This window comes from Acetobacteraceae bacterium, assembly GCA_004843165.1.
Taxonomy (GTDB): domain Bacteria; phylum Pseudomonadota; class Alphaproteobacteria; order Acetobacterales; family Acetobacteraceae.
The window spans coordinates 1,221,370-1,235,340 of record CP039459.1; the positions used below are offsets into that span (position 1 = coordinate 1,221,370).

General features: G+C 43.7%; 9 protein-coding genes. 6 read left to right on the forward strand and 3 right to left on the reverse strand.

Annotated features, from left to right (window positions below; all coding sequences use genetic code 11):
* Positions 1 to 5: 5 nt before the first annotated feature.
* Entirely contained in the window at positions 6 to 1,016 is a 1,011-nt protein-coding gene (locus tag FAI41_06010; GenBank protein QCE33187.1) for an alcohol dehydrogenase, read from the reverse strand.
* A 463-nt stretch (positions 1,017 to 1,479) separates the two neighbouring features.
* Between FAI41_06010 and FAI41_06015 the strand changes: the two genes are divergently transcribed.
* The 4 genes from FAI41_06015 (at position 1,480) to FAI41_06030 (ending at position 10,961) form a co-directional block, all read left to right on the forward strand.
* Positions 1,480 to 3,993: a TonB-dependent receptor gene (locus FAI41_06015; protein ID QCE33188.1), complete on the forward strand. Its 2,514-nt coding sequence runs from the start codon at positions 1,480 to 1,482 to the stop codon at positions 3,991 to 3,993.
* A 494-nt stretch (positions 3,994 to 4,487) separates the two neighbouring features.
* A complete protein-coding gene (locus tag FAI41_06020) occupies positions 4,488 to 7,469 on the forward strand; it encodes a TonB-dependent receptor (protein QCE33189.1) in 2,982 nt (993 codons plus the stop codon).
* A 137-nt stretch (positions 7,470 to 7,606) separates the two neighbouring features.
* On the forward strand, positions 7,607 to 10,369 hold the full coding sequence (locus FAI41_06025; protein QCE33190.1) for a TonB-dependent receptor: 2,763 nt from the start codon (positions 7,607 to 7,609) through the stop codon (positions 10,367 to 10,369).
* 97 nt (positions 10,370 to 10,466) lie between these two features.
* On the forward strand, positions 10,467 to 10,961 hold the full coding sequence (locus FAI41_06030; protein QCE33191.1) for a hypothetical protein: 495 nt from the start codon (positions 10,467 to 10,469) through the stop codon (positions 10,959 to 10,961).
* Between the two features lie 100 nt (positions 10,962 to 11,061).
* On the opposite strand, the gene FAI41_06035 is transcribed toward FAI41_06030, so the two are convergent.
* Entirely contained in the window at positions 11,062 to 11,901 is an 840-nt protein-coding gene (locus FAI41_06035) for a sel1 repeat family protein (protein QCE33192.1), read from the reverse strand.
* A gap of 165 nt (positions 11,902 to 12,066) precedes the next feature.
* Here FAI41_06035 and FAI41_06040 point away from each other — a divergent pair, with 165 nt between their 5' ends.
* Positions 12,067 to 12,303, forward strand: a complete 237-nt coding sequence (locus FAI41_06040; protein ID QCE33193.1) for a hypothetical protein — start codon at positions 12,067 to 12,069, stop codon at positions 12,301 to 12,303.
* A gap of 103 nt (positions 12,304 to 12,406) precedes the next feature.
* On the opposite strand, the gene FAI41_06045 is transcribed toward FAI41_06040, so the two are convergent.
* Positions 12,407 to 12,841: a hypothetical protein gene (locus tag FAI41_06045; protein ID QCE33194.1), complete on the reverse strand. Its 435-nt coding sequence runs from the start codon at positions 12,839 to 12,841 to the stop codon at positions 12,407 to 12,409.
* 179 nt (positions 12,842 to 13,020) lie between these two features.
* On the opposite strand from FAI41_06045, the gene FAI41_06050 reads away from it, so the two are divergent.
* A complete protein-coding gene (locus tag FAI41_06050) occupies positions 13,021 to 13,968 on the forward strand; it encodes a type 1 glutamine amidotransferase domain-containing protein (protein QCE33195.1) in 948 nt (315 codons plus the stop codon).
* Positions 13,969 to 13,971: the final 3 nt, after the last annotated feature.

Sequence of the window (13,971 nt, forward strand, 5' to 3'; positions counted from 1 at the left end):
TTTGGTTACATTTTTAAAAGGATTTTGCCTTCATGCCCGGAAGACTGGTTGGCATGGAGGGCTTCTTGAATCTCATCAAGCGGATAAACGCCGCCGACAGGCAATTCAAACCGCCCATCTTGGATATGGGCTGCAAGATCAGCAAAAACGGCTGCACGTTTTTCACCTTTAAGTGCTTTTTTAAGAGGGGTTGCCCAAAAGCCCCGTATTATCCGATGGGAAAAGATAAAAGCGCCTGCTTCGATTGGCAAAGGCTTGCCGGTTAAATTGCCAAATAAAACAAGCTGTCCTTTTTCATTGAGAAGGTCAATCAAGTCTTTCCCGGCCTCACCGCCGACAGCATCAACAGCGGCAGCGGCATTTGCACCATTCATGATTTTTTTGGCTTGCTCAATCCAATCAGAATCTTTGGTGCAAACTGTTTGCTGGCCTTTTTCGGAGAGTGTTTTACATTGCTCTTTATTCCGAAGGAGGCTGAGAATTTTAAAGCCTTTTTCCTCTCCCAATGTGGCGAGCATTTTCCCAACCGTTCCGCCAGCAGCATCTTGGACAAGCCATTGATTTTTGGAAAGGGGGATTTTTTTCTCTAGAAAATCGCATAAGAGCCAAGCAGAAAGCGGCATTTCCGAAATTTGAGCTGCAAGCTCGTCTTTCATGCCCTCGGGTACTTTCCAAGCCATTTCCGCAGGGGCGGTGAAATATTCCGCCCAAGTTTCTGTACAGGCACCATAGGCAACCTTATCCCCGATTTCGAGATCAGAGACATTTGCACCAATTTTCACAATGGTTCCTACAGCTTCACTGCCGGCACCGGCAGGGAGCGTTGGTTTATCGCCATAAGTGCCGCTGACCAGCATGCAATTATGCGTGTGAATAGGGGATAAAATGGTTTTAACGAGAACTTCGTCTGCTTTGATCTCAGGGATGGAGATTTCTTTGATCTTTAAAACTTTCTGGGGGGCGCCGTAATGATTAAAACGGGCGGCCTTCATTTTTTCAGGAAGGATAGCATGCATATCGGATTTCCTTATTTGAAGGGAAGGAATCAGCTGAGAACAACTGAAATTCTTTTTAAAAGCGTATCAGGTTTTTAGAAATGCCCATAGAGCATCTCTAAGGCGAGGGGAGGGTAAAAAAGAGGATTGCCTTTTTTATTTTCTCTGCTAGATTCCAAGGAGTTTATTTAGAAAAATATATAGATTTTCAGGAATTTTCATTTATGTCGCACCCAATCCATATAAATATGGATTTATTAAGAGCATATTTCGTCTTTGAGGATGAAATCATGGGTGCTTGGCGTTGGCGTTCGTAAAATTTATTGCGTAACGTTTGAGAAAATTCTCCTTAAAATAATGGGAGAGGATCTTTCTAAGATTTTTTAGGCGTTACAGGGAATTTTATTCTGGATGCCTTTTTTTTAGGTCTGTTGAAAGAAAACAGATTGGCGTTTGGAATTTTGGATGCCGGGTTTTCTTTTAAATGTTCTTCTTTTTTCGTAAACGATATCTTTATTTAGGTTTTTTTTTAGGACTAGGCTGTTCTTTTTCTTTGGATAGGATGGCTTTGGGGGAGGAAATTGACCTCAAACAAAGTCCAACCTATCAGCGTTTTTTTGCAGAACATTCTTCAGAAAAACGTGCAAGGGCAAAGCACGCCAAATCACTTACCCCTGTTGCGGAGCATTTTGGGGTGGCGGGTCATCGCCGCCGTCAGCCTGTAGATCCCGAAGATCCTCATAATGCAGAGGCCGTTATTGGCCGAAAAACCCTTGGGGAATTTATTGCAGGAACAAATGCACAGGCGGCCTTAGCTTATTCGACACCGGGTGCAAGTTTTTCTGCTTCAGACCCAATGGGGACGAATGCGAAAACCAGTACTTTTTATCTCCGTGGATTTGATATTAGCCAGCTTGGTGTCACGATGGATGGCATTCCGATGGGGAATCAAGGATTTGGAAGTGCGGATGGTGCAAATGTGAGTGAATTATTGATTCAGGAAAATATCCATTCTTTGTCAGCCTCACAGGGAGCCGGCGGTGTGGATGTTCCTGCCTCAACGACTTTGGGCGGTACGCTGACCTATACAACTTTGGACCCTTCTGAAAAATTCGGTGTGGATATTGGGCAGGAATTTGGGAGTTTCAGTGGGTATCGTACTTTTGGACGTTTAAATTCAGGGCGCTTAAATCCGACAGGGACGAAATTCATGGCCTCCTTTTTGCGCAATCAAAGCAATATGTGGACGGGGGGTGGTTTCCAGCGGGAAGAGGCAATGAATTTTAAATTGGTTCAACCGATTTCCAATTTTGGAAAAATCACGCTGACTTCCGACTGGTCAGATTCGCCTCAATATAATTTGCCTGGCAATACCAAGCACATGCTGGGCTCATTGGGGTACGGCGATCATAATTTTTATCCAGATTACGGTCAGGCAAAGAAATGGGCTGCGAATTGTCACTCAGGTTCTACGGCAGGATTACCACCGGGAGTAACCGCACAGGATGCCTGTAATTTAAGCTATCAAAGCAGTCAGCTTGAGCGGGTTTATTTGGAGGGGTTAAAGGCTGAATTTCAAATTAGTCCGGCGGTCAAGTCCAGCTCTCTTGTCTATGGACAGGTTACGGATAATTGGACGGGCAGCACCAATTCAGGCTTTTCAACCCCCGGTAATGGTCCCGGATACCCCGTGGATATGGCGGATCTGGACGATCATTTTAAGGGACGCCGCCTTGGGGTAACACAGAATTTTGACGTACAGCTAGGACATCGCAATCATCTAAAAACGGGGATTTGGTATGAGAATAACCGTTACCATGATCCGTCTTTTTTTGGACCATTTGGCCCAAATCAGCCAATTAATAATGTCTTTAACCTGAGCAATTCAGGCGAAGTCACAGCCATGAGTACCCAGTTTACGACCAATACGTTCCAATTTTATGTTGAGGACGGATTTCAAATGGCAAAGAATATGACTTTTACCTATGGGTTTAAATCCTTAGTGCAGAGCACCAATGGCGGTATGACTTACCGTGCGCCAAGTGAAGTGCTCAGCAGCTGGGGGCTGGGGCCAAACTCTTTGCGGCCTGCTTATGGGCGTTTGACAGGCTCCAATGCGTTTTTGCCGCATTTTAATTATGACTGGAAGTTTTTGCCACAGCATGAGTTTTATTTTGATGTGGCCGAAAATATGCGTCCGATTGATCCGGGAAATACCGCATGGAGTTACGGGCTTGGCAACAGCTCTTCTCTTGCAAGCGGACAGGCGCAGTTTAATGAGGAGAAAAAAAACCTGCGTCCAGAGCGCAGCTGGAACTATGTTGTGGGTTATCGTTATAAAGGCAAATCGTTGGATTTTGGGATTGATTATTATCATACCGACTATATCGGTCGTTTAGGGCAGGTTACGACGGGCTCTTCGGTGAATGTCGGGGTGTCTCAATATCTGGCGGATCTTGGTGGCGAAAAAATGGATGGGATGGATCTGGTTGGGATTGCCCATCTCGATCATGTGCTACGTTTTCCAGATTATATGGGCAAGCTCGATTTTACGAACAGTTTTAGCTATGACCATGCCGTTTATGAAAATAGTGCCGTGCCGACAGCCAATGGCCCGGTCTCCATTAAGGGAGTGCAGCAGGTTTATTACCCAAGATATATGTATAAAACCAATGTCCATTATAATAATGGGCGTTTAGGATTTGATTTAAACGTTAATTATAATAGCGCCCGTAATGTGACGTATACAGGGGATGTCAAGGTTCCGGGATATTGGACTTCGGAACTTACGGCCTCCTATTTGCTTGGGAGAAAAGGCAAAGAGGGTAATTTTAAATTAGATTTTGGCGTTACCAATCTTTTTGGTCAGCATTACGTTGGCGGTATTTCTGGCCAGACAAGCCTTCAGGGGACGCCTGATAATGATAATGGCGGCAATAATAATCTTTACTGGGCAGCGCCACGGGAATTCTTCGGTACCGTATCCGTTGTTTTTTAGGGATATTTCTTGAGACCTAGAAATACAGGGTATTTTTTTGAGTGAAAGGGATTCTTTTTCACAGAAATGGATGCTTGCTATCTTAAAAATTGAGTGATAGCGTTTTAAGAGTTGAATAAATTTTACGAATTTAAGTGATAGGATATTTTATGACACAGAACGCCATAAACACAGCGAACATGCTCCCAGCAGCATCATCCATTATCACAGTCGTAACAGCCGCCGCCGTCCTCGTGCGTCATTCACGAGGTTGTCACCATCAAGGCCAATATAAACGGTCTTTGAAGCGTTTGGCGTAACGTCTAAAATTCTGATTTTTAATAAGATTCTTTCATTTTTTGACAGGGTATTTTTAAAAAATTAACGAATAGAAATAGGCTTCACGAGCTATTTTCCTTTTGTAAAATTGAATCAGGTTTTTAGGACGTTACAGATTTTTGTGATTCTGTTTGCAGGCGTGCTTTGTCTTTAAAACGCTGCATAATAGAATCTTGATGCTGGGTTCTATAATGAAAATGGTACAGGTTGCTAGGGTCAGATTAAGCAGACAAAATAGATTGGTGACTTCCTTTGTTGTCTCTTGCAGTTTTTTCTTTTTGGAAAAGGAAGCAAGGGCACAGGATGTAAGTAATTCCATTCAAGCGCCGGGCGCTGATGGGATTAGCTCGGATGCGATTGCGAGTTTTTCGGGGGCAGCAACGGGGCAAAAGGAAACGGCTCCTGCCCCTGCCGGGAGCATCAATGCGGTAACGGCCGCCGGAAATCCCGAGACAGAAGCGGAACATAATCATATTGAAGATATGAGAGCGGAAACTTCAAAGACTTCTTCCGAAACGGTTTCTGGGGGCGAAAATGATTTAACGCAAGGCACAAGCTATAAGCGTTATTTTGGTGCAAATGCCACTCCTTTATCATCTACGCTCGTGATAGATCCAGATGATCCTCGGAATGGGCCGACTTATCAAAAATATTTCCTTCCCGTTGGGGATCGCTCTCCAAGACAGAAAAGAAGGATACGGCGAGGCGGGCCTTTAGCGCATCCAGAGCATTTTGGTGTTTCCGGGCACCGGCGTCACCATGAGGAGAATAATTTTGAGGAATCTCATAATGCAGAGACGATTATCGGCCGTAAGACTTTGGAACATTTCGTTGAGGGAACAAATGCCCTGCAGGCTTTGGCAGCTTCCACACCCGGTGCAAATTTTTCCTCCTCTGATGCAAGCGGTTTAGATCCGACTGCAAACTCTTTTTATCTGCGGGGTTATGATAAAAGCCAGCTTGGTTTTACCATGGACGGAATCCCGATGGGGAATCAGGCTTTTGGCGGATCTTCCGGGGCAGATGTCAGCCAGATTTTGATTCAGGAAAATATTGCGGGAGTTGCGGCTTCTCAAGGGGCAGGGGGGCTTGATACGCCTTCTTCCACAACGTTGGGGGGAACCGTTACCTACACGACTTTAGACCCTTCCGATAAGTTTGGTGTTAAAATTAGTCAGCAATTTTCCAGTTTCAGCGGCTACCGTACTTTTGGCCGTTTAGATTCAGGAAAATTAAATCCAACGGGGACAAAATTTACGGTTTCTTTTTTAAGAAATGCGCAAAATTTATGGACAAATTATTATAATCAGCCTTGGGGCACGCAGGGCAGAGGATTCCAGCGTGAGGAAAATGTTAATTTTAAATTTGTTCAGCCTGTTTCCGATTTTGGAAAAATAACGGTTCAATCTCTCTGGGTAGATTCCCCTCAATATAATCAGGCGCAGGTGAATCCGGGGATGAAAAAAGATCTGGGTTATGGGATTTCCAACCTTTATCCCAATTATGGTGCGGCGAATCGGTGGGGGGCTTATGGAGGGGGATGCGATCCTTCAAAAGGAGAAGGATTCACACCGAGCTCAGCCTATGGCGGTGCCAGTGCTTGCGATGCCTCGAATCTTGCTTATCAAGGATCACAGGTTCAGCGTAATTATTTGGAATCTTTACGGGGGGATTTTCAAATCAGTCCTGTTATCAAAACCAGTACGCTTGTTTATGGACAGGTGGCAGATAACCGGATGGGGGGTGTGAATCCGGGGTTTGTTTCACCGGCGAGCGTCGGAACTGGCGATACAGGCGGATATGTCGGTCCGGGAACAGCGGCCGGGGGGAATCCGTATATGAATGAATCAGATCAGCATTTAAAAGGACGGCGTCTTGGTGTGACGCAAAATTTCGACTTTCAGCTGGGGCATCGCAATGCTTTGAAAACGGGTGTTTGGTATGAAAATAACCGTTATAATCAGCCGACTCTTTTCTATGGGTTCGGTGGTGGCGGTGCGTTTGACGGTTCAGGTTATGCCATTCCCAACGATTTTAATTTGCAAAATAAAGATGGTTTTGAGGCCTTCCATCAAACATTTACCACCAATACGTTCCAATTTTATATTGAGGACGGATTTCAGATGGCCAAAAATATGAAATTTACTTACGGGTTTAAGTCTTTGGTGCAAAGTACCAATGGTGGTATGAACAGCCGTGCCAGTGACAATGACATTCGTGCATGGGGAGCAGAAGGGCCAGCAAGCTATGCTTACCGGCCTTCCTATGGACGGTTGACCTCTTCCAATGCGTTTTTGCCGCATTTTAACTATGATTGGAAATTTCTGCCAAAACATGAATTTTATTTTGATGTGGCGGAAAATATGGAGCCGATTGGCACGGGCGCTTGGACGACAGGGCTTGGGAATGGCAAAGATCTTAATAGTGCGCAGGCAGCCTTTAATCAGGAAAAAAAGAATTTAAGGGGGGAACGCACTTGGAATTATGTGGTGGGTTACCGTTATGCAGGTGGCAAACTTTTTAATCTTGGCATTGATTACTATCACACGGATTATATTGGACGCTTGGGGACGATCTCGCAGTCGGCAACCATTGCAGGTGCTTCGACCGCCTCGGTAAGTTACCAGAGTTTAGGGAATGAAAAAATGGACGGGGCGGATATTGGCGGTACAGCACATTTATCCCGTCTGTTCCGTGTGCCTGATTCTTTGGGACAATTGGATTTTACAAATAGTTTTTCTTACAACCATGCGGTTTATGAGCCGAACAATCCTGCCCTCTCAGCAATTAAAGGCCAGCAGCAGGTTTTGTATCCAAGATATATGTATAAAACCAATGTGAATTACACCAATGGACGTCTCGGATGGAATTTGAACGTTAATTATAACAGCCAGACAAATATTACCTATTCTGGAGATGTTAAAAATCCAGGCTATTGGGCATCTCAATTTACGGGCTATTTGATGCTCGGGCCACGTGGAAAGGAAAGCCGTGCCAAATTAACCTTTGGCGTTTCTAATCTTTTTGGCCAACATTATACGGTACCGGGATATGCTTCTATTCCTTTGAATGGGAGTGCCGGGCCAGATGGATTGTCGCCAACCTTAACATGGGCGGCTCCTAGGGAATTTTTTGGTTCTGTGAATATTGGTTTCTAAAAATTTTTAAGGCGTGAAAAGAAAAACGGTTTGGGTTCATCTCCAAGCCGTTTTTTACTTTTGTGAATATTGGTTTTGAAGGGTGTTTATTTGAAAGCCTACGAAACCAGAAATGAGATAAGAATGGATTTTTTACGATGACCCATCATTGCCATGATCATGGTGATAATTCCAAGCTGATATTTTCCGCCTGTTGTCGAACGGCAGCAAGGCAGTTAAGCCGTTGGTTGAATCCTCAAAATCACGCTTCGATTTATTATGCGCTACGTCCGCAATGTTCGGAAGGCAGGCATTTTTTCACGCTGTCTTTAGACCGTTCGCAATGGGTTGTGTCAATGGCACTTTCAGCCTCTTTACTTTCTTCTGTGCCGATCGTGCAGGCGGCATCTCTTGTGGAAGTGAAAAAATGGGGAACAAAGGCGGAAATCTCTCTCCCTTTACCGTCTGTAAGGAAATCTTTTGATCCTTCCCAAAGTTCAACATATCAGCATTTCTTTGATTCAGGCTCTTCTCAAAAAATTCAGCGTCAAAAAATCAAGAGAAAACATCTGATCTCACCGCAAGCAGAGCATTTTGGTGTTTCAGGACATTATCATCCGCCCCATTCTATAGGGTCGCATAATGCACAGGAAACGATTGGACGTGAAACGCTTTCTCATTTTGTCGCTGGTACCAATGCGCTTGAAGCGCTTGCACTTTCGACACCGGGAGCCAGCTTCTCCTCTGGCAGTGCTTTAGGCACAGATGCGCAAAGCAATAGTTTCTATCTTAGGGGCTATGATCAGGATCAGTTGGGGGCAAGTTTTGACGGGATACCGATGGGGGATCAGACATTTGCTGCTCCGGGTGCGGCGGTTACGCAGGTTGTTATTCAAGAAAACCTAGCCTCCGTATCTGCCAGTCAGGGGGCAGGGGCACTGGATATGCCTTCGTCCCAAACATTAGGCGGTTCCTTGACTTATACGAGTTTAGATCCGTCTGATAAATTTCATGTCAGTATTGGTCAGGAATTTGGCAGTTTTAAAGGCTATCGTACTTTCGGGCGTTGGGATTCAGGACGTTTAAATCATACGGGGACAAAATTCCAAGCTTCTTTTTTACGGAATTCTTCGGATTTATGGAGCAATGGCATCGCCCAAAGATGGGGCGGTGAAGGGCGAGGATTTCAACGTCAGGAGGTGGTTAATTTCAAGGCAATTCAGCCAATTTCTAATTTTGGGAAACTCTCTTTAACCTCCCTTTGGGAAGATTCGCCTCAATATAATGCACCGCAAAATACAGGACATATGCTGGGCTCTTTAGGTTATGGGGATTCAAATTTTTACCCCGATTATAATAAGGCCAAGCACTGGGCGAGTGCCTGTAAAAGCGGTGATTTAAATGGCCTGCCGTCCGGGGTAAGTCAGGAGGATGCCTGCAATCTCTCTTATCAAAATAGTGCGGTGACACGGGTTTATTTGGAGGCCCTTAGAGGGGATTTTCAAATTAGCCCTAAGGTCAAATCAAGCTCTATCGTTTATGGGCAGGCAACGGATTATTGGATAGGGCAGGCTAATCCGACGTTGCAAACACCTCATCAGAAAGGCGGCATTGCAGCGGATATGGCTGGTCAAAATCAGCATTTTAAAGGTTATCGTGTCGGTCTTACCCATAATTTTGAGTTTGATTTAGGCCATCGTAATCATTTGAAAACAGGCATTTGGTATGAAAATAACAGATGGCATCAGCCAGATCTTCTTTCAGCCTATGGTGTAAATGATCCTGTGAATAATGTGTTTAACCTCACGAATTCAGGAAGTTTTACGGCAGATCAAACCCGTTTTACGACAAATACTTTTCAGTTTTATATCGAAAATGCCTTTAAACCGGCTCGCAACATGACTTTTACCTATGGGTTTAAGTCTTTAGTGCAAACGACCAATGGGGGGACGACGTATAGAGCGTCTGATGAAAGTTTGGCCGCATGGGGTAATGAAGAAAATGCTTTTCGGCCGGTGTATGGGCGGTTGACTTCATCCAATGCGTTTTTACCGCACTTTAACTATGACTGGCATTTTAAGCCGGGGCATGAATTTTATTTTGATGTTGCGGAAAATATGCGTCCTTTTGAGCCGGGCGGTGAGGCGTGGTCCAGTGAGCTTGGGAATAGTGGCTCTTTGGGAAGTGCGCAGGAAGCGTTCAATATCGAAAAAAAGTCGCTTCGTCCGGAGCGTACATGGAATTATGTCGTTGGCTATCGTTATAATGGCAAGCCTTTTAGTCTTGGGATTGATTATTATCATACCGATTATATTGGGCGCTTAGGCACCATTACGACAGGGTCTTCAGTGAGTACCAATATTTCCTCTACCTTAGCGAATTTAGGTGGAGAAAAAATGGATGGTGTGGATTTAATTGGGGTTGCTCATCTTTCCAATCTCTTCCATTTTCCAGCTGCTTTAGGGCAGTTTAACTTCATGAATAGTTTTTCCTATAGTCATGATGTCTATGAAAATGGGGGCATTCCGACAGCAGAAGGGGCTGTTTCCATTCGGGGTGTTCAGCAGGTTTTTTATCCAAGATATATGTATAAAACCAATCTTCATTATGTGAATGGGCGTTTGGGTTGGGATTTAAATGTTAATTATAACAGTAAACGGAACGTGACTTATACAGGGGATTTTAAAATCCCTGCTTATTGGAGTTCTGAATTTACGGGATTTTATCTGCTTGGCAGAAGGGGGAAAGAAGATAATCTAAAGCTGAGTTTTGGGATTACCAATCTTTTTGGTCAACATTATGTCGCCGCCGGTGGGGAAACGAACCTGACGGCCCAAGGAGCAGGCAATAATGCCGGAACGCCGAATTTGACTTGGGCAGCGCCTCGTTCTTTTTTCGGTACTGTGAATTTCGCTTTTTAAATTTTCATATTTTTTAAAAGAAAAAGCGCTGGAAAGGATTTTATAGGATATTGCCGAAAGCAGAAAATGAGAGGAGAAAAGATGAAGGGGGGTAAAAATGGTGCATTTAACGCTTTCATTTAGAGGCACTCTTGGCCTCTGTCTTATCGGGATGATACTTGCGCCTTTCTCCATGTGTAGGGTTTGGGCAGAGGATGCAGATTTTAAGGATAGTCCAACCTATCAAAAATTTTTCGGATCAGGTGTAAAACAGAAGCAAACCCCTTCAAACTTTTCGAATCTACCTCAAAAACAAAATCCTCAACCAAAGGGACAAAGGCCCTTATCTGACACATCTGCATCTTCTGAGCAGATTGAGGTGGAAGGGCTGTCCCATAATGCGCAAAATGTCATTGGCAAAGCAGATATAAGTCATTTTGTAGAGGGGACTGATCCATTGCAGGTTTTGGCGGATTCCACACCGGGTGCTTCTTATACGGATGGACAGTTGCGGATGCGCGGGTTTAGGGAAGATCAGCTTGGTTTTACAATGGATGGCATTCCTTTAGATGGGCCGCCTCCGATTATTCCTGAAAATGTTGCCGGCAATTAGGATTCATACTTTTAAAAATCATTTTAATGAGAATATGATTTTGTTTAAAAAATTTTAAAAAGTGAGACTGAGTTATTATAGGAATGCCATTGGCATCTGCTCAGCCTGCCTCTGCCATCTCTTTTGGGAGGGAAAGCATATTGCCGTTTTTTAAGGTCGTTAGGGCATCGCAGGCTTCTGCCACATCGGCTTTGCAGGCCTTGTTAAAATAGAGTGCCGCCTGATCGCTGTCAGGTGTGACGCCTTTGCCGAAATAGGCACTAAAGCCAAGATAGAGTAAGGCTTTTGCATAGCCGGCATTTCCTGCCTGCCCCCAATAATCATGTGCTTTGATGAGGTCACGGCGAACGCCGTCACCGTAATAATAGATTTCACCAAGGCGAAAAGAGGCTTTACCGTAATTTTGAGCAGCGGCTTTCTGAAAATATTCCCGTGCTTTGGAAAAATTTTTGGCAACGCCGATCCCGTCATAATACATCATGCCTAAATTAAATTGTGCCCGTGCATTGTCTTGTGCCGCTGCCAGTTCAAAATATTTTTTTGCCATAGGATAATTTTGTCGGGTGCCTCTGCCGAAATAATAGCTGATGGCTGCTGCATATTGCCCTTCTTCATTGCCTTTGTCGGCGGCCTCAATCTGATATTTAAAAGCTAAGGCAAGATTTTTTGGTGTGCCGAGACCAAAAGCATACATATCACCAAGCATATGAAGGGCCTCATCATCGCCTTGAAGGGCTGCTTTTTGGAAAAAATAAAGCGCTTTTTTAAAATTACAAGGCACATCAATCCCATCGTAGTAAATCTGCCCTAACTGAAATTGGGCATGAGGGTCTCCTCCATGCGCCTTTGCTTCTAAGGAGGTTAGAATGTTAGGAGAGACTGGTTCTGCCAGTGCATTTGCAGTTATGAGCAGAAGAAGCAGGGAAAGTAGAAATTTCATTCATGCCTCTGTTGTTGGTGTCTTTTCGTAAGTCGAGCAGGAAAAGAATGGCATTGTCAATGAAAGGCGCAGATTTTACATAGAGAGGCTTTAGAAGTCTTTTAAATTCAATAGAGTTTATCTTTCTCAAAATAAGCACTTTAAAGCCTAGGAGGATATGTTTCGATGACAGTTTCTCAGTTAAAATCTGATTCTTCTAAAACTGTTGCTTATGTTGTGGCTGCTTATTTTTATTTTACTTCTTTTACCCTCTTTTATAAGAGGCGGCTTCTTTGTTTAGTGATGTTTTCCTGTGATCTGGTGACAGAAAGGCCGCTTCGAGCGCAGGCATTAAACGATCCTCTTGAATCTCCTCAATCAGGCGGAATTACCTTGAAGGGTGAGGAGGGGATTTTCAAATAAGTTCGGACATTAAATCCAACTCTCTTCTTTATGCACAAGTTACAGATAAGCGATATGGTTTTGCTAATTCCACAATGACAATGCTGGGAAGCGAGGTGAATTTTTAATAATCGTCTAAATCACGATTTTCGAGAACGGCCTCGCCTTCTGCTTTGGCTTGACGCATTTGTTGCAGTTCATTTTCGACACGTTCGCTTTGATCACTAAGCTCTGAAATTTCGTCAATTTGTTTTTTAATAAGTTTCAGATATTTTTTGACTTCTTTTTTCTTATCCCGAAGCGCCTCGCCAGTTTCTCCTATTTGCTGCGCCTGTTCAAGCGCTTGTGTGCTGATCTCCATATTGGCGATGAGATCATTATAATGCTCATTGCGAAAGGCTTGCTGTTCCTTTCCTGCGGCATCATCTTCCATGTCTGCCGTGCTTGAATCCTCATTGATATAGGTTTGTGCAATGCTTTTATGGGGTATGGTGGTGAGAAAAAAAGACAGACTCAAAAAAGTAGCTGTTTTTGCAATGCTTGTAAAAATGCTAGACATGATAGAAAACCAGAGAGAAAAAAATCGGGAAAAGAGGTTCAGAACAAATCAAGTGGGATGCTACCCTAATTTTAAAAGGCTGAAAACAGCTAGAGATAGGGTATTTTTGTAAAAATCCTTTTGAAAAGAGAGGATTGAGAAGCATGCTTCTTTTTGAATAATAAAGGAATAAAATTTTAGTGAAAATTTTTTTATGTCTCTTAGGCTTTGCTTCTGCGCTTTCACCTGTATGTTCAGTGCAGGCGGCATATGCTTCTCAAGAAAATAATGCAAAACAATTGTCGCCTTCTTTTAATCTGCAGGGCAAAAAAATTCTTTTTGTGATTACTTCGGCAGATAAATTAGGTACCAGTAAAATGAAATCCGGCTACTGGATGGAAGAGCTGGCAGCCCCTTATGAAATTTTATCAAAGGCTGGCGCGGAGATTACGTTGGCTTCCCCAAAAGGCGGTTTGCCACCAGTGGATGATTTTAGTTTGAGAAAGCGTTTTCTCAGTGATTATATCAAAGCGTTTAAAAAAGATGATACAGCACAAAAAAAACTGGCTAAGACCATTCCGCTTTCTCAGGTAAAGGCAGAGGATTATGATGCCCTTTATTATCCGGCGGGTTTTGGGATTTTTATGGATTTGGTTGAGAATAAGACCTCGATTGATTTGATTGAATCCTTTTCACGGGCACATAAGCCGATGGCGTTTCTTTGCCAAGCACCAGCGGTTTTGAAAAATGTGAAAAATGCCGCTGGGCAGGAAATTGTCAGGGGACTAAATGTGACGGCCTTGCGTAACAGTGAAGAGGCTGGCGGGGCTATGCTGCGTCCTTATGTTTGGCTTATTCCGCCTGGGATGGAGGCAATTGGTAATGATTTGACGTATAAGCGTGAAAAATTACCAGAGAAGGAATTTCTGCAAAAAATGGATCTAACAGATAAAATTCCTTTTTTAGTTGAAAATATGCTTAAATCTGAGGGGGCAAATTATCAGGCCAAGCCAAATATGGCCTCTTTCACGGTGACAGATGTGACGGGGGATAACGGCTTTTTAATTACAGGGCAGAATCCTTATTCTGCTAAGGAGATTGCTGAGAAATTAGCGGAAGTTTTGCAACAGATAAAAGTGACGCAATAGGAA

Excerpts from the sequence above, each read along its gene's own strand:
- FAI41_06020 (QCE33189.1), top strand. The coding sequence starts at position 4,488 with ATGCTGGGTTCTATAATGAAAATGGTACAGGTTGCTAGGGTCAGATTA.
- FAI41_06030 (QCE33191.1), top strand. The coding sequence starts at position 10,467 with ATGGTGCATTTAACGCTTTCATTTAGAGGCACTCTTGGCCTCTGTCTT.
- FAI41_06035 (QCE33192.1), bottom strand. The coding sequence starts at position 11,901 with ATGAAATTTCTACTTTCCCTGCTTCTTCTGCTCATAACTGCAAATGCA.
- FAI41_06040 (QCE33193.1), top strand. The coding sequence starts at position 12,067 with ATGACAGTTTCTCAGTTAAAATCTGATTCTTCTAAAACTGTTGCTTAT.
- FAI41_06010 (QCE33187.1), bottom strand. The coding sequence starts at position 1,016 with ATGCATGCTATCCTTCCTGAAAAAATGAAGGCCGCCCGTTTTAATCAT.
- FAI41_06025 (QCE33190.1), top strand. The coding sequence starts at position 7,607 with ATGACCCATCATTGCCATGATCATGGTGATAATTCCAAGCTGATATTT.
- FAI41_06045 (QCE33194.1), bottom strand. The coding sequence starts at position 12,841 with ATGTCTAGCATTTTTACAAGCATTGCAAAAACAGCTACTTTTTTGAGT.
- FAI41_06015 (QCE33188.1), top strand. The coding sequence starts at position 1,480 with ATGTTCTTCTTTTTTCGTAAACGATATCTTTATTTAGGTTTTTTTTTA.